At 57.3% G+C, this 19,887-nt stretch carries 16 protein-coding genes and 4 pseudogenes; 9 read left to right on the top strand and 11 right to left on the bottom strand.

The features are described from left to right. Positions 1-374 (top strand): annotated as a pseudogene (locus tag C451_RS20275) (IS66 family transposase); the annotation flags it as partial. Between the two features lie 39 nt (positions 375-413). Here C451_RS20275 and C451_RS20270 read toward each other — a convergent pair. From C451_RS20270 to C451_RS20250, 4 genes and pseudogenes are all read right to left on the bottom strand, one after another. Further along, the gene (locus C451_RS20270; RefSeq protein ID WP_049913308.1) at positions 414-629 is read right to left on the bottom strand and encodes a hypothetical protein; all 216 of its coding nucleotides are present in this window, start codon (positions 627-629) and stop codon (positions 414-416) included. Between the two features lie 90 nt (positions 630-719). After that, positions 720-1,612: pseudogene (locus C451_RS21395) on the bottom strand (transposase); the annotation flags it as partial. A 1-nt stretch (position 1,613) separates the two neighbouring features. Next, a pseudogene (locus tag C451_RS20255) lies at positions 1,614-2,237 on the bottom strand (transposase); the annotation flags it as partial. A gap of 16 nt (positions 2,238-2,253) precedes the next feature. Further along, on the bottom strand, positions 2,254-3,591 hold the full coding sequence (locus C451_RS20250) for a DEAD/DEAH box helicase family protein (protein WP_007743710.1): 1,338 nt from the start codon (positions 3,589-3,591) through the stop codon (positions 2,254-2,256). A 407-nt stretch (positions 3,592-3,998) separates the two neighbouring features. Between C451_RS20250 and C451_RS20245 the strand changes: the two genes are divergently transcribed. Beyond that, positions 3,999-4,400, top strand: a complete 402-nt coding sequence (locus C451_RS20245) for a hypothetical protein (RefSeq protein WP_007743708.1) — start codon at positions 3,999-4,001, stop codon at positions 4,398-4,400. 2 nt (positions 4,401-4,402) lie between these two features. Further along, the gene (locus tag C451_RS20240; protein WP_007743706.1) at positions 4,403-4,963 is read left to right on the top strand and encodes a hypothetical protein; all 561 of its coding nucleotides are present in this window, start codon (positions 4,403-4,405) and stop codon (positions 4,961-4,963) included. A gap of 70 nt (positions 4,964-5,033) precedes the next feature. Here C451_RS20240 and C451_RS20235 read toward each other — a convergent pair whose 3' ends face one another. From C451_RS20235 to C451_RS20225, 3 genes are all read right to left on the bottom strand, one after another. Beyond that, entirely contained in the window at positions 5,034-6,281 is a 1,248-nt protein-coding gene (locus tag C451_RS20235; RefSeq protein WP_007743705.1) for an RNA-guided endonuclease InsQ/TnpB family protein, read from the bottom strand. Between the two features lie 261 nt (positions 6,282-6,542). Beyond that, positions 6,543-8,528, bottom strand: coding sequence for an SWIM zinc finger family protein (locus C451_RS20230; protein ID WP_049913310.1), 1,986 nt, complete (start codon positions 8,526-8,528; stop codon positions 6,543-6,545). A 367-nt stretch (positions 8,529-8,895) separates the two neighbouring features. Further along, positions 8,896-9,453: an IS1096 element passenger TnpR family protein gene (locus C451_RS20225; RefSeq protein WP_007743703.1), complete on the bottom strand. Its 558-nt coding sequence runs from the start codon at positions 9,451-9,453 to the stop codon at positions 8,896-8,898. A gap of 182 nt (positions 9,454-9,635) precedes the next feature. Here C451_RS20225 and C451_RS20220 point away from each other — a divergent pair, with 182 nt between their 5' ends. The 6 genes from C451_RS20220 (at position 9,636) to C451_RS20195 (ending at position 16,350) form a co-directional block, all read left to right on the top strand. Beyond that, complete coding sequence (locus C451_RS20220; protein ID WP_007743702.1) at positions 9,636-10,877, top strand: SWIM zinc finger family protein; 1,242 nt, start codon at positions 9,636-9,638, stop codon at positions 10,875-10,877. 79 nt (positions 10,878-10,956) lie between these two features. After that, positions 10,957-11,334 carry a hypothetical protein gene (locus C451_RS20215; protein ID WP_007743701.1) on the top strand — a complete coding sequence of 126 codons (378 nt, stop codon included), beginning with the start codon at positions 10,957-10,959 and terminating at the stop codon, positions 11,332-11,334. A gap of 149 nt (positions 11,335-11,483) precedes the next feature. Beyond that, positions 11,484-11,843, top strand: coding sequence for a hypothetical protein (locus tag C451_RS20210; RefSeq protein WP_007743700.1), 360 nt, complete (start codon positions 11,484-11,486; stop codon positions 11,841-11,843). Further along, the gene (locus C451_RS20205) at positions 11,840-12,331 is read left to right on the top strand and encodes a zinc ribbon domain-containing protein (RefSeq protein WP_007743699.1); all 492 of its coding nucleotides are present in this window, start codon (positions 11,840-11,842) and stop codon (positions 12,329-12,331) included. Before C451_RS20210 ends, C451_RS20205 begins: the two co-directional genes overlap by 4 nt. A 487-nt stretch (positions 12,332-12,818) precedes the next feature. Next, positions 12,819-13,211, top strand: coding sequence for a methylated-DNA--[protein]-cysteine S-methyltransferase (locus C451_RS21385; protein WP_007743698.1), 393 nt, complete (start codon positions 12,819-12,821; stop codon positions 13,209-13,211). Positions 13,212-13,359: 148 nt separating this feature from the next. Then, positions 13,360-16,350, top strand: a complete 2,991-nt coding sequence (locus tag C451_RS20195) for a DEAD/DEAH box helicase (RefSeq protein WP_007743696.1) — start codon at positions 13,360-13,362, stop codon at positions 16,348-16,350. A 322-nt stretch (positions 16,351-16,672) separates the two neighbouring features. Here C451_RS20195 and C451_RS22335 read toward each other — a convergent pair whose 3' ends face one another. The 4 genes and pseudogenes from C451_RS22335 to nucS all read right to left on the bottom strand — a co-directional run bounded on the left by C451_RS22335 (position 16,673) and on the right by nucS (position 19,524). Continuing rightward, a complete protein-coding gene (locus C451_RS22335) occupies positions 16,673-16,873 on the bottom strand; it encodes a hypothetical protein (protein ID WP_007743694.1) in 201 nt (66 codons plus the stop codon). Positions 16,874-17,108: 235 nt separating this feature from the next. Continuing rightward, positions 17,109-17,510 (bottom strand): annotated as a pseudogene (locus C451_RS20190) (RNA-guided endonuclease InsQ/TnpB family protein); the annotation flags it as partial. Positions 17,511-17,631: 121 nt separating this feature from the next. Then, complete coding sequence (locus C451_RS20185; protein ID WP_007743688.1) at positions 17,632-18,513, bottom strand: IS1096 element passenger TnpR family protein; 882 nt, start codon at positions 18,511-18,513, stop codon at positions 17,632-17,634. 282 nt (positions 18,514-18,795) lie between these two features. Next, complete coding sequence (nucS, locus tag C451_RS20180) at positions 18,796-19,524, bottom strand: endonuclease NucS (RefSeq protein WP_007743686.1); 729 nt, start codon at positions 19,522-19,524, stop codon at positions 18,796-18,798. Positions 19,525-19,887 lie beyond the last annotated feature (363 nt).

Raw genomic sequence — 19,887 nt, 5'->3', positions numbered from 1 at the left:
ACAGCAAACTCCAGCGGTGCTGGGCGCACCTTCTACGAGAGGCGAAGTACGTAGCTGAACGGCACGAGGAGGCTGAGCCGATCTCGGAGATACTGCACGACCTCCACGAGGATTTGACCGCATTCGACGAAGAGGACCCGCCCGCCTCCGCCCGCGAGCGGAGGCGGGCGCAGGCCTCGCTGTGTCTGGAGGAGTTGATCAGAGCGGACTACGAGACCGAGGAAGTGACGCAGTTAGCCGAGAAGATCAGGAACGGGTTGGGAAGTTGGTTGACGTTCGTCACGGAGCCGGACGTTGATTCGACGAATAATCGCGCAGAGCGCGCTCTGCGCGAGCAGGTAGTGATGCGGAAGATGTTCGGCGGACTCCGGTCGTAGTCGTTGAGAGAAGTTCTGAAATGTTTACCGTAATTTCTACGGTAAACGGGTTTCGTCCATCTTATCGAGTCGTTCGTCGACCACCTGAACTAGTTCCTGTACGGTGATTTCATCCTCTTGAATGAGAGTTGTATCAGCAGCGTACTCGATCGCTTCAGCGTAACTGGCGTGATCATGGTCCGCCATGATCCGCGTCAGTTTCGTTGCTACGCTATCGCTGATTGTGACAGTTGTGTATCCATCTGGCGGCATATTCGCTAGGAGAGCGAATTTACAGTAAAACTTACGGTAAAATCACTCCGCTATCTTCATAACTTCCCTAAATGACTCGGCTCTGCACGTTCATAAACTCCCCTCAGAATGGAGGAAGAGGTGGTCGATCTCCTCCATCAGTCCGTCGAGATCGTGGTCTGGCTGGTCACGNTTGTAGATCGTCTCTTTGAGGCCGTGTTCGAGCTGCGCTCGGAGCGACGAGGCTTTCGAGACGAGTCGCTCCGAGACGCTCGATTCGGGACCAAGGCGAAGGAGGCTGTAGGTCAGCATCTGAAGGTGCCAGTGGCGACTGGCACCGTCAGAATCACGCACCTCGCAGCCTCCAAGGCCGAGATCCTGCTTCGAGTCCTCGAAGAACGTCTCGATCCGCCACCTGTACGAATAGCTCCGAATGAGATGGCCAGAGGGAGCGTCGATCTTGTTCGTTGCGAGATACTTGACCGGGTTGTTTTCGTCCTCGTCAGTGACTTTCTCGGCGATTACCAGCCGTANATGAGATGGCCAGAGGGAGCGTCGATCTTGTTCGTTGCGAGATACTTGACCGGGTTGTTTTCGTCCTCGTCAGTGACTTTCTCGGCGATTACCAGCCGTACCTCACCTAACTTCGAGATCGGGAGTGCCTTCGTCCAGATCTTGTACGTTTCCTCGTTGATCTCTCGCTCTACTTTGTCGATGCGCTCTTCCAGCGCATCGACGCGCATCTCCTCGTTATCGAAGGTCACCTGCCGGTTGCTCCGTAGTGGTCCNTCTCGCTCTACTTTGTCGATGCGCTCTTCCAGCGCATCGACGCGCATCTCCTCGTTATCGAAGGTCACCTGCCGGTTGCTCCGTAGTGGTCCGATCCAGTCCTTGCCGTAGGATTCGACGTGCTTGATCAGGTCCGAGTCGTGGGCGAACCACGAGTCGAAGAGGTAGGTGTCCGCAGGTACACCTACCTCTTCTTCCAGTTCTGTGACNTGGTCCGATCCAGTCCTTGCCGTAGGATTCGACGTGCTTGATCAGGTCCGAGTCGTGGGCGAACCACGAGTCGAAGAGGTAGGTGTCCGCAGGTACACCTACCTCTTCTTCCAGTTCTGTGACGATCTCTCGGGAGAGATCGTACTTCGTCTCCTCGTTGTCCTGGTCTTCGTCGTCAGCTTTCTCATACTGGCGAAATGCGAGTGGATAGGAGGTTTTATCGTCGGTATAGAATGCGTAGACGAGGTCTTGTCCCCAGACGGGTTCTCCTTCGGTGTGATCGTAGAACTCTCCAGCACCGGGAAGTTCCTTCCCGGTTCGCTGGAACACCGAGTCGTCGATGACGATGTAGCCGTCCTGTGACCAGCGCGTCTCGCCGTGTTTTTGCAATTCCTCTAATCGCTCGTGGTTGAGTTGATCTTCGTTCCAGTCGTACTCAGTGAGGAACTTGTTGAGTGCTCGGTCGCCTTGAGCTGGAAGGACTTCACGTGCGATCCCGGTCACGGTCTTGCTGCGGGCCGCAGCAAGACCAGTCACGTACGTTTTGGCGTGATGAATCTGGTGATACGACAGCGAGTCGAACTCGTCCAGTGGATCGGTGCACGACAGGAAGTCCGTAATCGGAAGCATCGGCCGTCACTGCCGTCTACATCGCGTTCCTACTTAAACGTGCAGAGCCGAGTGAGAGGATGATCCCGACGTTTGCAGCCGGCACATCGATTCCCTCGTCGAGCACCTGCGAGGTGGCCAGTATCGAATATTCGCCGGTGCGGAACCGTTCGAGGATCTCCGTGCGCTCGTCGGTTTTCGTCTGATGGGTGATACACGGGACGATGAACTCCTGGGAGATCTCGTAGGCGAAGTCGTTGTTCGCGGTGAAGATGATCGTCCGATCGTCATGGTGGCGCTTGAGCAGCGTGTCGAGCGTGTCGAGTTTCTTCGCCGCGGTGCGTGCGAGTTCTTCAGCACGCTGCTTGGCGATCAGCGCTCGACGGCCGTCAGAATCGTAGGAAGTGTGCGCAAGGAATTCCTGATAGCCCTCGGCTTTCCAGAGGTCGAAGTCGTGCGTATCGACATATTCGCGATAGATGCCGTACTCCTCGTCGTACTGGGAGCGTTCGTCGTCAGTCAGTTCGACCTGCATGTGGATGGTTTCGTACTCGCTAAGATACTCGCCAGCGAGTTCGTCGACTTCCTCCTCATAGACGACCGGCCCGATGAGATCGGTGTCCTCGAGGAGTTCATGGGCGTCGTCGGCGCGCTCGTAGGTGGCGGTGAGTCCGAGACGATACGGCGCGATGGTCATTTCGGGGATCTGTCTGTAGGTCGGGGCTGGTAGATGGTGAATTTCGTCCGCGATCAGCAGCCCGAACCGGTCGCCGTACTCGTCGATGTAGCGATAGGCGCTATCGTAGGTCGTCACCGTGATCGGTCTGATCTCGTGGCTCCCACCACCGAGGACGCCGATCGACTGTTCGGGCCCTTCCCCGGTCCGATGTGGCAGTTGGTCACCGAAGGCGTTGGTGAGGGTGGAGTGCCACTGGTTCATCAGATCGATCGTCGGCGCGACGACGAGCGTCCCGACACCAGCATCCGCAATGGCCTGGATGCCGAGAAACGTCTTCCCGCTCCCAGTTGGAAGGACAACGCTGCCACGACGGTCATGAGTCCGCCATGCATCGAGTGCTGCCTGCTGGTACTCGCGTGGCTCGATCTGGAGCGCGGGATCGAGTGCAAGCTGTGGATAGGCTCGGGCGGTATCCTCGACTGCGACAGTGGTCGACTGGATAGTCTCTTGGTGGTTTGACGCCTCTGCAGCGGTGCTAGAGGTCGCACCGTCCCATGCGTCGGCCCATTCAAGCAGGGAGCGGTACCGATACGCGTGCGCACGGTAGTCCTCAACCCGATCATCCCACTCCGAGTACGGAACATCCCCATTGACTCCCCGCAGCAGGAGCGTACCCCCGTCGAACTCGATCCGCATCTGAGAGACACAATGGTTGCGAGCCGAATAAGTGATACTAAGACTCCTCAACTAATCGGTAGTGCGGAGTCTCCTACCCTGTTCGTCCGGTGTGTCCTCTCCCATGAGACATTCAAGCAATGACATGACAGTCGGGAATACTACCAGCCATCCACTTCGGTATTTTTGGTGGTCTGGATGCATCGAATAGAAGGTACTCCTGCACCCGAACGTTCGGACCGCTGAACGGGACCGGAACGGCATATCCTCTGACAATCAGTTGGCAGTCAGATTCCTTTGGGCGGGCGACGCTGTTGGCGAGAAACTTGTCCACCAAACGCTGCCCGCTACCGAATGGTCGTCAGAGATCCCCTCCTGTCGACGATAGAGGGAGAACAGTTATCCATGTGTAAACTCTACACATGACTATGGCTGAAGAGAAAACTCGAGTCGATTTCAACGCACCCGCTTCGCTCGTCGAGCGAGCCGACACTGTCGCCGAGTTGCTCGACATCTCCCGCACTCGACTTCTCATCGATGCTCTCCAAGACGAACTCGATGACCTCGTCACTGAGGACGGGTTCCGAACTCGTCTCCGAGACGCCTACTACGATGAGCGAATCGACTTTCAGACTGTGCAATCTGTTCTCGGCCAGGAGGAAGCCATGCGCATGCAACTCCTTCGAGCATCGATCGATAGAGATCCACCCGAACCCCAGCTGAAAGCGGATCTCCCCACCGATGACGAGTTCTACGACGGCGACGTTCCCGTCTGGCAGGGTGACTCTGAGATGCCAGGCGACACCGACGATGCTGAATCAACCACCTAACAGTGGCCGACAAACCACTCTGTGTCGTCGACACCAACGTCCTGTTGAACCTTGCAACACCAGTCGTCGATGGACGCCCAGCGGCTCCAACCGGTGCTGACCCGCTCAAAGCATTGCTCGTCTCCTATGACGTTCACGTCCCTACGAGCGTCGTTGGTGAACTGAGTACGGCGACGGGAAGCGGTGATCTACTCTCGGCGGCCGCTGACCTAGTGTTGAACGCGTCTCACCACCTGACGACATGCGATGTTGATGCCAGAATCGACGACCCACTCGATTATGGGCTTGACCAGGGCGAGTCAGATGGGATCTGGTTAGCGAACGATCTCGAAGCGTCGTTGTTCATCACCGATGAGTTCAACTCGACGAACTATCTGTTCGTGAGTTTGGCACTCGATGACCGCAATACGCTGTTCACAACGCCACACGTGCTCTGTGAGCTTGCGTCCCACGAGATTCTTCCGTCCGAGTACGTCGACACCGCCTTCAGCTACTACGCAGATTCGAAACAGTGGGACGAACAGTATCTCGACCAGCTTCGCCACAACTATCTTCGAGAGTAAACTACCCTTCCCTGCTCGCTCGCTTGCGCTCGCTCCCGGAGGGAGGGGCTTTCATGTGGACTCCCAACGATCAGTCTCCGGCAATCGGCCGGGGACCGTCGTCGGTCATCGTCCCACGATTTATACGCACGTTTACTGGTGCGTCTCCGCTCCCGGACTTCTGCCGGGACCGGAGGCTGTGGTACTGTTTGCGGGCATACCGTAGCCCGATGTTCTTCGCTGCGTTGTAGTCCGCGTTCACCGCGTACTCGCACTTCTGACAACAGAAGTGTTCGCCGTCACGGTTGTCCTCGTGCGTGAAACCACACTTTGAGCATCGCTGGCTGGTGTACGCCGTTTCGATTTGTTCGACCGAGACACCGCGCTCGGGCGCTTTGTAGACGACATATTCGTATAGCCGCCGGAACGCCCAAACATGGTGCCATTCCGCGAACGGCAGGCGCTCGCGGATGCCGTCGAGTTCCTCGAACACGATGGTCGAACAGTCGTTCTCGACCGCTTCCGTGACGATTTCGTTCGCCGTCGTGTGGAGATATTGCTTGCGCCACGCACGTTCGCGTTTGCCGAGACGTGCCATCGCGCGGTGGGCGTCCTGCCCACCGCGTTGTTGCATCTTCGCGCGGCGTTTCTCGAACTCTCTCACCCAGTGGTCGTAATCGTCACCCTGCCAGAACGTACCCGTCGAAGCGACGGCCAGTGAGTTCACGCCGAGGTCGATACCGAGGACCGTCCGGTTTTGGTGCTCGGTATCTGTCGAACCGTCGGCGTCTTCGTCACTATCGAACCGTCGTGTCGTGATGTGCAGGGAGAACTCGCCGGTCACATTGTCATAATGAACCGTACTCGTGCGGAGTTCGTAGTCCTCGTTCAAGACGTACCGTTCGTAGGGCGTCGGGCTGTCCGACGGCAGAACAAACGGGCACTCGACGCGCCCGGAGTGCGTCGAGAGGGATGCTTCGTTGCGGTGGATGGTCGAAGAGCGTTTGTCGTAGTCTATGAACCATGAGGTAAACTCGGGTTGGGAGACACGTTGTCGCTTCTTCCATCGTTCGACGCAGCCCTTGACAGCTTCGACGGCGCGATAAATCGCGCCAATGACGAGGTTCGCGGTTAAGTCGGTTTCTTCGCGGAGTTCGTCGTAGAGCGCGTTTTGTGCCGTGCGTTTGTTGGTTATGCACTCGTCGCGGTCGTACTTGTTCCAACACTGTTCGCTGGCACGGTTTGCGCACCAAAGGAACTGGTCTCTGGTTTCGTGGAGTGCGTCACGTTGTTCGTCGGAAACGGCGAGTTTCACGGGCGCTGTACGACGCACCTCCATGATTCAAAGACACACCAAAGGTACTTAAAAATTCCGTTTGGGGAGTCGGACCGTTGATACCGGGAAAACAGCGGTTGCACAGTCAGAGACCCGTGCTTACGCGCTCCTCACCTCCCTACTCGCGGTTCCGTTCCGACCGTTGTCGGAACTCCCCCGCTCCTTGAGGAAGGAGACTCCGCGCTGTATGTTAGTTGAAATGTGGAGAGACTGAAATTCGATCGGCTTGGATCGATTCGTTCCGTTCCAGGCCAGCCGTCGACATCAAAATCCCGCCTTGTCGAGTTCGTCGAGAAAGGCTGGTCGGTTCGAGTGGGTGTCCTTCAACATTTCGACGAACGCATCGAATCGATCCGCAGACGCGAACGCTTGCATTGCTTCGAGATGATCGACGATCTCCCGGTAGTGACGGCGACCCGTCTCTCCGGCGGCAAACGGGACGAGGAGCTCCTTGTATGCCTCGAAATACGCGTCCGGATCGACCTGGGCAACCGTCTGTGCGTACTGCTGGAACCACGTGAGGTTCTCGCTGTTCTCCACTGCTGCAAACGCGTCTTCGAGCTCACCCTCATGGATATACACATCGATCAGTCGCCGGTGGTCGTTGTCCGCGATTGCTGTGATGATCTCCTCATAGATCGAATCCCACCTCTCGTCGTCACACGACGCCTTCAGTTCGTCGTAGGCGTCCCACTCGCTATGGTCGAGAAACAGACGTTCGAGCGTCTCGCGATATGCGGTCGTGTTTCGTTCTCGATAGAGATCGGCCGCAAGCCACTGCAGCGCCGTCGTGGATCCGAACGTCTCGAGTCCGTCCTCAACCACGCGGAGTGCCCGTTCCTCGTTGCCACGATCGATCAGTTGCTCGGCGTACTGTTTGCAGAATCGAGCATTGTCGAGATAGATGTCGTCGTACACCGACAGCACCGTCTCCTCGTCGCCGAGTTGGTCGGCTAGATACAGATACGAGGACAACACCCGTCGTGTCCGTAGCGACGAGGGCGACCCCGACGTTGACGTCTCCGATTCGGATGGTGTGATATCGGCAGTGTGCTCTTCGACCGTCGTGGGAGCATCGACGTGGAAGTTCTCGAAGGCATCCCCAACGAAATACTGGAGTTCGAGCGGTCCGACGGTGAGATGGGCCACATCGAGCGTTTCACCGGTGAACTCTTCGATGGTGAGCGGCCCAGCGGTGAAATCGGATGCATGAAGTGTTCCGTCGGGTGGTTCGCGCGGTGTCCGTGCATCGTCGTTCGGCTCTGAGGCCGTCTCACCGTGTGGCCGATTGGTATCCGCCGCGGTCGCCGTTGCTGGGTCGTCGCTACTGGTGCGTTCGATCGAAACGCCTGCTATATGCGGATTCAGACGATCGAACCAATGTTCGAGATCGCTCGTCGTCGTACAGACCGTCCGCAAGGCGTCGTCATAGTCGTCACGAACGAACGCGTAGTCGGCCTCGATGAACGCCGTGACGAGCTCGTCGATGTAGGCCTGTTTTTCGTCGGGATCGAGATTTTGTTCGTCGATCGTCTCCGCGTATGCGTCGATGGCTTCTTCGAGTTTCCGGCCGTAGTAGCCGCCGCTGTCGTCGATCCGGGTCATGTTCTCGCGGATCGCCTCGGCGAGGGCACGGTAGATGGTCGTCGCCGCCTGAATATGGCCTCGAGATCGATGGGTCGCCGCGAGATCGTGGTAGTGGGAGAAATCGATATGGGTGTTGTATTCGATCATCCCTCGGCGACTCAGCGCGTTCTCGAACAGTCGGTTGATCTCTTCTTTGTAGTCGTAGACGGTGTGTTCCGTGTCGTCGCCAGCGAACGCGACGAAGCGGTCACGGATGTCGTGGTCGTCCGCAATGAGATTTTGGAGGAACGTCCGGAGATCCGCAGTGGGAGTCTCCTCCACGAGTGTTTGTACGTCGGTCGCGATGGGGTCCGGCGATCCCGCCTGGAGGCTGTCATCGCTTGGCGTCTGTGCCGGCTCTCGCTCGTTGGCCGCCAGCAGTACCGCAACGACGTGTTTGCATGCACCTGCGTAGTCGTACGGACAGCTACAGAAGTAGGTTTGAACGCTGTCGTCGATGGTGATCGAGATCTCGTAGTCGTGCGTTCCACGAACCGTCGCCGTGAGCTCCGCGCCGTCGAGTGTGAGTTCTCGAACCCGTCCCTGGTCGTGATAGTTGACACCACGCTCGTAGGACTGGTGAGTACAAAGCGAGCGTATTGCCTCGTGACTCGGATACTCCATATTGCCGATATTCGCTTCCATGCGTTGCAACCGTTTTCTTCTTTTGGGCAGCTGCGGCTTGCGATGGGAGAGTGTCATATTCTGGAAGAAAGAAACGACATCACCTCCCAAACGACTCGCGTCGGATTCTTTGAGGTGAATGTGTGCGGTTCGTAGGCATACTCCGTTTCGGCGTCGTTCCGCTCTTGGAAGTATCCGCACCCTTCAATAAATCTATCTCGGGATGAAATAGTCAACTTCCGATCGGGACGGAACCCGCTCTCGGCTGTCGTCTGTGTTGCGAACACGGCCGGCTGCTCTTCGGACGTGGTCTCGCTATTGCTATCCAAATCGATATCGGGAGCGCCGACCGGCCAACGAGACGGTATTACTCGTCGAGATCGGGGTATTGAGGCGGTGCAGTGCCCTGTTTGTCGACGACGGTAGGGTCACCGTCCAACGACTCCGAACGGGTCTCCTGAAGTTCGATATAGTGTTCCCAGCTATCGCCCATGTCGAACACGTAGGTTAGCGACCCCAACTGCTCGGGGTCGATCTCCTCGATCGTCGTCTCGGCAGCGTTGCCTTCCGACGGTGGATCAGACTGTAGGTCCCGGAACCGATCCTTCGCTTCCCCGGACATGTCCTCGGGAACGGCCTGCTCGATGAAGCGCTCGATCTCGTCATCGTCCATGGGCGGCCAGCTCAACCCACCATCGTAGAGCTGTGGATGGACGTAGCTCCGGGTGGAGATACCGTCCCTATCGCGGGTGAGAAATTCGTAGGTATGGGCCTCCCAGCGGTCGAACGCCTCGAACATCGCCTCGTGAAATATGTTCAATGTCTGTGAGCCGTCTACCTCGATGTCGCGCCAGACCTCCTCGTCGGGTTCGAACTCCAGTGGCGGATGCGGCAACAGCCACACGCGGAACATGTAGCTGGTCATGGTTGGTATTTTGAGCAGTAAGACTTCAGTGTTGCCCCGATGACAAGCCTGAATCCTTGCTGGTTCGGTCGTGGATGGATATCAAGGGATGTGCTCGGCGATCAATTCCGGAACGCACGAGACACCGTGCGGGAAACGTGGCCGATCGATTAACGTTGTCGGCAGATCAATACCAACCGAAAATGGAACTCGAACGTCGAGACGACGATCAGTGGCACCTCGTGATGGCTCGCTGTGGGACTGGTGGAACCGCGCATGAAACCATCGAAGCAAAGCCTGACGACGGATTCACGCACGAAGACGATGGAGTTCGTCTCTGTCATCCCACGATGGATGATCCGACATGGTGTGATGCCTGTCAAGCGGCCGTTACCGACCGATACACACAGGCTAGCGACGCTATCGAACACTGGAAGGTCACAACCACACACCGCGACATCGAGTGGAGCGACTACGACGGAGCCATCGACGACTGTAGATGGTGTCAGAGCGACGTGGACACGCTTGTACACGACCGACACACGGATACAATCGTCTGTAAGATCTGTGCCACTCTCTATGCCAGTTCAGCTACCGCTGTCGATGACTCAGTGACGGTTACCGACCATGTTCAACTCGCCGACGAGGTCGAACCTATCGTCGTCATCGACGACGGATCGAGCCAACAGTTGGCAGCTCGAATCGACAGACGTCCATACATCTCACTGAAACCCAAGCGCAAATACGTCACTGTCTTGGTAACGATCGCCGACACCGATTATCAGTTTACGAAGGCAGCCATCGATCGTCTTCGAGGGGTATTCGAGACATACGAAGCACGCGCGTCCCAGCAGTCAGACAACAAGGGCGGTGTCGAATTCGAAGTCAACGGGCAGCGATTACATAGAGAGCGTCGTCCGCGACAACAGATCGAAGTCAGCGGACTGTTCGAGGCTGATGCACGCGAGTTCATCGAAGAGGTCATCCCACTCGTCCGGAGGACAACCAACTGGACGTATGATCCATCGGAGATCTCAGCACGGGCCACTCAACGGGCGATACGGGAACGCGGCCGACCAGGACCTGCACCGGTTCCACGCGACGGCGCACCGGAGGTCACTATACAGGACGATGATCTCGCACGACACGCCCCCTTGACCGACAAATCCATCACGGACTCCCAAATTCGATCGTTTGTCTCCGACCAGGCATACCGACATGGCGACGCCCTTGTTGACGCCGGTCGTCTTCGCGTGCATCATGGCGGTGGGCACAAAGGCGATGCGGATGGGTACGACGCTCAATCCAATGCTGGATTCGATCTTTGGTTCGAGAACGGAGCGATCACCGGCCACGACTGTTCTTGTGAGAGCACTCTCGACCCCTGCGAACATATTGCTGGGGCACTGATCGCCCTCCCGCCTGTCGCGGTCTGTTTTGTGTAGCCGTCGGATTCAAGATGCCTCTCGGCCAATCAGACGTGTAAGCATTTATAAAATAGTGTGTATGATTGTGCATAGACCGATGAGCGCTGATCGAGAGACCCAACGTGTCCACTTTCACTCGCCCGAGCACCTCATCGAACGGGTCGACGCAATCGCAACCCTGTTTCAGAAAGATCGGACGGACGTCCTCAATGAGGCGCTCCGCGAGTATGTCGACGAAATCGCTAACGACGACTCGTTTCAGGAGATCGTTGCCAACGAGTACTACGAAAATCGATTGGACTTCGAGACAGTCAAGCAGCTCGTCGGAGCCGACACCGCCCAACGATTCCGCCTACTGAAGCGCGATCTCGACAGTGAACCGCTCGATCTGTCCGCTCCGAGCGACACCGACATCTACGCCGGTGAGCGCCACACCGTTGATCCGGCCGATTCCGACGTCGCCACACGGGAATAGCCGCGCTGTTCTCACACTCTGGCAGCAAGGAGTGAGAGCACTCTCGACCCATACGAACACATTGTTGGAGCATTGATCGCCCTCCCGCCTGTCGCGGTCTGCGTTGTGTAGCCATCGGATTCAAGACGACGCTCCACGAAACGAGATGCATGACTGATGATTCGGACACTGCACCCACATTCCTCTCCTCTCTCCCGAACCAGCCGATCACTGACGACATCGTCAAACAGATCGGTGAGAGCGATAACCCGAAGATCCGTGGCGCGATGGGGTTTCCCGGCTCGTCACCCGGTGTGATCGAGGCTTTTTTGCTGAATATGGAGGCGACGACCTACGTGATCGTGTTCGATCCGACTGTCGATCAGTGGCGTGTCTATGACTCCTTCGCGTCCGAAGATATGGCCCACGAACAGATGGTTGATCGTGCCAGCGAGCTCGCTAACGAGTGGTTTGCCGACAGCTTCTCGGATCGTATTGCGGCCACAGATGAGACAGAGTCAGACCGATGAAGGTGCGCTACTACGCGGATGCGGATATCCAGGAGCTACATGAGCAGATGCTCCGACTGTTGGGGACGCTGCACGACGAGCATGCCATCACTGTCGAGATCGATCGCATCGACGAACAGCATGGCCCGATTACGGAGTTCCCCGGCGACGTACGAGACTCCTCTCCCGAAGCGGTTTATGAGCGCGATTTGAAACGAAATCGAGATCTGAACAGAACTATCGAACCGACACCATCGGAGGGATTCAAACACTACGGGTCACTCGACATCGCCGGCAACATCGCGATCGTCGATGCCGAGGGAACTGTCCAGTGGGCCTCGACGCTTCCCGGCTACGCTCGTGGCTATGGGCCAGGTGTCGAATCGCGGACAGCCATGGACTTTCTGGAGGACATCGCCACGTCACCGAGCAACCGGCTCTGTGTCGAGTGTCTCCATCTGCTGGACGGCGACGAGACGTTCTGTCCGAACTGTGGCCACGAACTGTGATATCCTCACACCGTCTGAAGGCGGGTGAATCCTACACGGAGGGAATCCGGTCTCCCAGAGTGGTTTCAGCTCCCACTCCGCGAGCGTCATCTGAGTGGGCTACGCACTCGGTTCGCGGCGGGCTGTGGTGCTGTCATGAGTATTCTGTTCTATTGAAATTGGACGATGGCGCGGGGATTCGGTCGAGGAGTACTAGAACATTCTCTCACCCCAGAATAAGTGAATTTGATGATATTGTGTCAATGCTATACCCGACCCAGCACTGTGGCTATCCGGCGTTCCCTCCGATCAACGAATTGTCAGCCAGAGCAGTCTTCAAAGAATACGGATATCAGAATGACGAGAGACGTTTGATTCACCTGGTTTCGAGCCCCGGTCCCGACGCCATACTGCATTTCCAATAGAGCATACAACTCAGCTTTGCAGGTTCGCAGAGGGGGTTGGTGTAACCGGAGAATCTACATCTCCAAGGGCCGATGGAGAGCATATGCAAGTCGAGATCTTGGGCGGTACAGTCGAAATTGATGAATCACACGTTGAGGAATCGCCCACCGAGATCCGTCGACAGCTCCGTGAATACGAACATGATGAACGACAAACGTTCGATCTCTCGATAGAGATACCAGAGACGTTCACCGGAGCCGTAATGGAGCAATTACTGACGATTCCGTACGGTGAAACCAGAACGTATGGCGAAATCGCAGCAGCACTCGATACTGCACCGGTCGCAGTCGGAGGTGCTTGTGGCCGAAATCTGGTGACGGTGGTCGTTCCCTGCCACCGAGTGCTCCGAAGTGGTGGCGAACTTGGCGGATATTCTGCTCCCGGTGGTGTCGATCTCAAGCGACGGTTGCTTGACCATGAATCGAACGGTGTTTGAAGTGCATTTCCGAGGCGGTTCACTATCTCTGTGGACAAATACCCGAAATCATTAACATTCACGGCTGAGTATACAGCCTGTGGACGAAATCGTTGGTTGGCTCCGCAACCGTCCATACTACCGCAACCAGATCAAAATTCATCAGGTGATGGAGGGTCGGACAGGGAGCTATGGCGATGTAGGTGTCGAATCCCGGCTTGAACGAGCGCTTGAGCGGCGAGGGATCGATCAGTTTTACCAGCATCAGACGGCTGCGATCGACGCGATCCGCGACGGCGAGAATGCCGTCATCGCCACGCCAACCGCCAGCGGGAAAAGTCTCATCTACACTGTCCCCGCAGTCGAGCGCGCGCTTGATCACGACGGGCGGACGCTGTATATCGCGCCCCAGCGTGCACTCATCAACGACCAAGAAGCGAACTTTACCGACCTTACGGATGATCTCGGCCTTGGAGCCACCGTTGACGTGGGCCAATACACCGGCCAGCTCTCGCAGACTGAAAAACGCGCCGTGCGGGGCGACCAGCCGCATATCGTCTTGATGACGCCCGACCTCCTGCATTATGGCGTTCTCCCGCACGATCACCTCTGGGAGTGGTTCTTTCGCCAGCTCGACACCATCGTCATCGACGAAGTGCATGAGTATCGTGGCATTTTCGGCAGCCAGATCGCGCTGGTCATGCGCCGGCTCACGCGGATGTGCGAGCGCTACAACAGCGACCCACAGTTCATCTGCTGTTCGGCCACTATCGGCAATCCCGCCGAACACGCTGGAAACGTCACCGGCCAATCCACCGATTCGTTTTCCGTCATCGACGAGGATACCAGCACCACCGGCGCGACTCACTGGCTGTTCTGGAATCCACCACCAGTCAAAGACAATTCCCAAGCAGAATCCGATACACAACACCCAGCACCGAGTGAGCTTGAACCCGAGCCACAGTCACCGACAATGACGTCGGACGGTGGCGAAGCGCTTCCAGCACCAGCGCCTCCTTCGACAGATATCGATACCTCATCTGACGTACAGTCAGATCCAACTGTCGATGACGGCGGCGAAGGCGAGACTGAGACATCAGTAGAGCCTGAATCCGGTGGAGAGCGCAAATCGAACCACGCCGAAGCCGTCCGGCTATTCTGTGATCTCGTGACGCGAGGATATCAGACGCTCGTATTCACACGGACGCGCCAAGGGGCCGAACGATGTGCCGAGTGGTCGGCAGCCGAACTCCACAAGCGCGGCGAACACCAGGCCGCCAACGCGATCACTGCCTATCAGGCCGCACTCAAACAGGATCGTCGCGAGGAGATCGAAGACGGCCTCCACGATGGGTCGATCCCGGGCGTCTGGTCGACGAGCGCGCTCGAACTCGGCGTCGACGTGGGTGGTCTCGATGTGGTGATCCTCAACGGCTATCCGGGCACGCGAATGCAGACCCACCAGCGCGCTGGGCGGGCAGGCCGCGGGCGTGACGCGAGTCTCGTAACGCTCGTCGGCGGTCGCGACCAGCTCGACCAGTATCTGATGGGCCACCCCGACGTGTTCTTCGAGGGCGATCCTGAAGAAGCGGCGGTCAACCCCTCTAACGACCAACTCATGCCCGATCACGTGCTCAGTGCTGCCCGAGAATCGTGGCTCTCACCCGCTGACGAACAGCACTTCGGTGAAAAGTTCCCAGAATTCGTTACCCAACTCGAAAGCGAGGGGCTTCTCGAACGACGGAACACGAACAAGGGCGTACGGTGGACCTACGCGGGTGACGGAAGTCCCCAACACGAGATGAGCATTCGGGCTATCCACGATCGCGAGATACAGATCCGTGATCGGCTCAATGAGACAGATCTCGCCAGCCTCTCGTATGACGACGCACTCCGGGATGTCCACCCCAACGCGATTTATCACCATCAGGGAGAGAAATACGAGGTAGTCGATCTCGATCTTGAGCGTGACACCGCGTTTCTCGAATCCACAGAGCTGTCCTACTACACGCAAGCACTCACCGACAAGGCAATCTCGGTGAACGAGGTCCTCAATGAAACGACGCTCGCCACCCATCCCGGCGTCACGGTGGGGTTTGCGGATATCGAATTCCGCGAGCAGGTCACAAAATATCTCCGGTGTACCCAGGGCAATGACGACAATGGTGAGCCTATTCCGTTGCCTGAACCACTGCCGCCGACCGAGCTCCGGACGCGAGCGCTGTATTTCACCATTCCGCCGGCTATTAAGCAGAACCTCAGAGCTGAGAGCGATGTCGACGACGGATTCGAGGGCGCAATCCACGCGGTCGAGCACGCGATGATCTCGCTATTCCCGCTCGAATTCCTGTGTGATCGGCGCGATATCGGTGGGCTCTCGACACCGCTGCACCCCCAGACGGCCAAGAGTACGATCTTCATCTACGACGGGTATCCCGGTGGTGTCGGCCTTGCGCGTGGGGGCTACGAACGCGTCGAGGATCTCCTGCGAGAGACGCGGGATCTCCTTGCCGACTGTCCCTGTGAAAGTGGATGTCCGGCGTGTATCCAATCGCCGCACTGTGGCAACGCGAATGATCCGCTCGACAAGAGCCTCGCGCTCTCGCTGCTCGATTACTTGCTCGGTGACGCGACCATTGAACCGAACCACCACGAGATGGATGAAGTCGATAATGCGAGACAACAGGAGCCCGTCGAGAACAGATCCGAAGTCGAAGTCAAAGTCGATACCGCCATCGATTCGATAGCAACAAACGAGAATAGTGGCGGAACAGACGATATCGATCAGCGTCCAACGACACCGGAAACACCCGAGACGGACAAGAAAACTGTCGTCGCCGAACAAATCGCGACTCACTCACAAACCAATGTCGACACCGAGACAGTCGCTGAAACGCTTGCTAAGTTGGAAGGCTACGATATCGAGCCCGAAACAGCGAAACCACCACTCTTGGAGCTGTACGGTGTAGCCGGTCCATCAATCTACGATATCCCCGGCATCGGACCAGTTCGTGGTCACCACCTCTTCCAGGCTGGCTATCATACGCCCGAGGCGATTGCAGCGGCGTCATCTGGCGATCTGACTGACAATGTTCCCTACCTTACCGAGTGGGTCGCTTCCAAGATACAACCGTCGGCGGAGGAATTCCTTGACGAATGACAAAAAAAAAAGTTGTCACGGTGATGGTTTGTCTCCTCGTGGAGGCGTGGAGAAACCTTACAGTTGGTACTTCGAGCAGGCGCTAACGCCATGCCCTTCAGGGCGTGGATACAGCGCAGTGAGATTACTTCGGCAACCGCCGAAGCCGGAAGGTTTAGGCGGTTTTCCGCCCAATCCACTACTATCGAACGCGGCACGTCCGCCCCCATGTCGGGACAATCGGACAATCTTCGACAACCCATCGCACTCAGCGAACACCCTTCGCCGGAGGTTGGTGGGACGGTGCGGAAGAAGTACCTCCAATTCGGACCCTGTTCGGTAATTACCACGGCTTCGTTTTCCTGAGATTGGCAGTTGGATCGTCGAGGCGGTTCGCTAGGGCGGTGAGAAGGCGGTCGATCAGCACCAGGCCGACGTGTGTTTCTACCCGCTGACGGCCTTGTACGCGGAAGTCGAGGCGACGATCGTCTTCCTTTGTCGTGCTGAAAAAGCGTTCGACGGCTAGGCCGGAGAAGCTGACCACCACCTCACGTCGAGTACCAACCGCTCACTCCTCGTCGCGCTGTTCGCTCAGGTGCTCCCAAATCTCGGTGCAGCCACAGCCATCCGGGACGTCCGTGAGATGATCGTCGTCGGTTGACGTGTCCGTTCCCATAGTTACTCACTCTCCGAGTAACTGATTATGCCGCAGTAATAAAATGGTTTTCCTCGACGGCGCGTGGTGGTGTCTGGAATAGGAGTGTGAACTGTCCTTACGGTCAAGCCGCGGGGCTTCCCGCTTCAACAACGCGCTTTGCATCTACCTGAACCGAGGCAAACACAGGGAGCGCAGTCTGCACGGGCGTTGATTCGGAGCATCCCGCTCCTATATCGTCGTCTGAACACAGATTGTCGAGTCCTCTGTCAAGTACGTTCTTCGCCGCATTGAGATCGCGGTCCTCCCCGTGGCCACAAGCCGGACACGAGTGCTCTCGCACCCACAGCGGTTTGTCGGTCTCGACACCGCACTCGGAACACTCTTTCGTGGTCCCTGCCGGTTCGACGGGAACGACGTGCGTGCCGTGAAGGTCGCCTTTGTATTCCAACAGTGTGATGAACTGCCGCCACGCCGCATCTTGCTTGTTCTTCGCATTCTGAGACCCTTCCAGCATCGGTTTCACATGTGACATCCTCCCCACCCTACCACTTGCCCACGCACCGCGGCGAGCGTTTGAGGGTGGGCTTCCCGTTCGATGGCGCGGTTTGCAGACACCTGCTACTGGAAAGCGTGTCAGAAGCCGATTACAGGTGCCCGTATCCTTTCCGTTCGAGTTCTGCTTCTAGTTCCACGTGCATTGCCTCGACAGTCTCCTCGCCGAAATGCTGCCCTGTCATTGCACCCGATAGTTCCGCGATTTCAGCGTGCCAGTCACGCGCTGCTGACGCAAGGTCCGCGAGGAGTTCTTCCTCTGTCTTGTCCTCTCCATCGATTTCCTCAACGATCTGCCAGCCAGGCTGAAAGTTCTCAAGGACATATCCAGCATCGTCGAATTGTATCATGAACCGCTCGGAAACGGCACCGAAGCCAGTTTCGAGGCTCAGGAGAATGACGACGTGGGCGATCTCGTCGCGGTCTTCCAGTGTCCGAAGATCCCCGACAGGCACAGCCGTTTCGGGGAGCACCGACCAGAGTGGTTCAGGAAGGGGCATCTCACTCTCGTTTGCATCCGACAGGTCGTACTGATCGACCGAATCGCCTTTCTCTTTCACGACGTCCGGGTCTTTCTCACTCGATTCGTCGGAGATGATCTCTTTCAAGATGGCGTAGAAACGCCACTCATCGCCGTAATCGTACAGATAGCAGATTCGATCGTACTGCTCTAGTCCCAACTGTCGTGTCAGTTCGCCAATCGTCGTTTCCCCTGCGTTCTCGATTCGTTCAGTGCGCAAAATCGGATCGCCCCCGAGCGAATCCTCGTATTCTTGCGGGCACTGGTATTTGACATCGCTGTTCCAGTAGTCTTCGTCGCTCCCCATGAACCAGAGATGTCCCTGATCAAGCCCGACTGCTGGATTGATCACCGACTGGAACTCGACGATCGTACTGTCCGCACCAACGACAACATCCCGCCACAACGATGTCGGATCAGGGTCGAACTTGACGCGGAAACGGTAGGCGGTCATCGCTGTTCCTGTTCTTGTGTGGATGCCCCTGAGACCATCGATGCGCTGTCCCAAGCCCAACAATGCCAGTCCTGTTATTTGGACTTGCACCTGATCGGTACGACGACGCTGCCGCGACGATTGTCAGACTTGAAACGACGATTCCGTTGCTGTATATCGTATCGAACGGGAGCAACGGTCGTGTGACACGGGGTCGAACCGACGTTTCGATCCCGCCTGGATCATCCCTGTCAGGGACCGCGATATCGAGGACTCGGTAGCAGCTCGCGGAAGCCACCTCGACTAGGCCGTGTCTGCCTGGTCCGGCGTCAGCGAGACGAACTCCAAACCTTCGCTGGCGAGCAGTTGCTTGGCGCGCTCAGTCACCGAAGGAGCAACCAGGATGCCGCGAACGGATTTGTCCGGGCGATTTCGTTCGAGCGCTTCCACGTAGCGGTTGAGTTGGCCGACTGCATCGGGACCGACGCGGCGGCGTTTGAGCTCGACCGCGATAGGGGTGCCATCAGCATCTTGGCCATAGATGTCGATCGGTCCGGCGGACGTCTCGCGTTCGGTTGCCATCGCGTTGAAGCCGGTTTCGAGGATGTCGGGATCGGCAAGAATACGCTGGCGGAGATCTTCTTCGCTGCCTTCGAGTGCGAGTTCCGACATGTCGTCTAACTCGAGACGTGACGCCTGTGCAACCGTTTTGAACGTGATTTCGAGCTCTTCGTGCGGCGAACTGCGGACGCTCTCGACGATGAGGCGGTCGTCGTCGAGACAAACACTGTGTGTCGAACCGGGCGGCTGCCAGTTGACGGGCTTTCGCTGCTCGTCACGGTGGACCAGCAATGTGCCATCGGGTTTGCAGATCACCAATCGTTCACCGGGCGGGAGATGGCTCGAGGCGCGTCCGTCGTAATCGATTGCACACTTACCGACGAGCGTGAGCATTTCGCCGTGCTCGAACCCAGTGTCGAGAAGATCGCGAACGTCTTCGAGCGCCGGATCGATGAGCGACGAGACGGGCATACCGGCTGTTGCGTCTACACCAAGGTAGTGGATTCGGTGGTGTATCTGCCGGTCACGGTCTTGTGTCATCTCACCATACGGTCATGACGATGGTGCAGACGTCTTCACAAGGAATGTGCGAAGACGGATTCGATCTGTCCGGCAAGTCCATCCGATCGAATGAATCGTTCTGCTCTGGCGTCTCATCCCACTTGTCGGACGCACCCCCGTGGGGTGGACAGCACCCTCCATGTTGGACAGCACCCCCCATGTTGGACGCACCCCTTCTCAACTTTTGGTCGTGTCGCAAAGCGGTCTAGACTTCGGTAGCAACTGACTCCCCTCAGGAAGGGGTTGTCTCTGGTGACCAAACCGAGACCACCC

Source organism: Halococcus thailandensis JCM 13552, from assembly GCF_000336715.1.
GTDB classification, from domain to species: Archaea; Halobacteriota; Halobacteria; order Halobacteriales; family Halococcaceae; genus Halococcus; species Halococcus thailandensis.
Note: the sequence above shows the minus strand (reverse complement) of the source record. Positions and strands in the feature narration are given on the sequence as shown.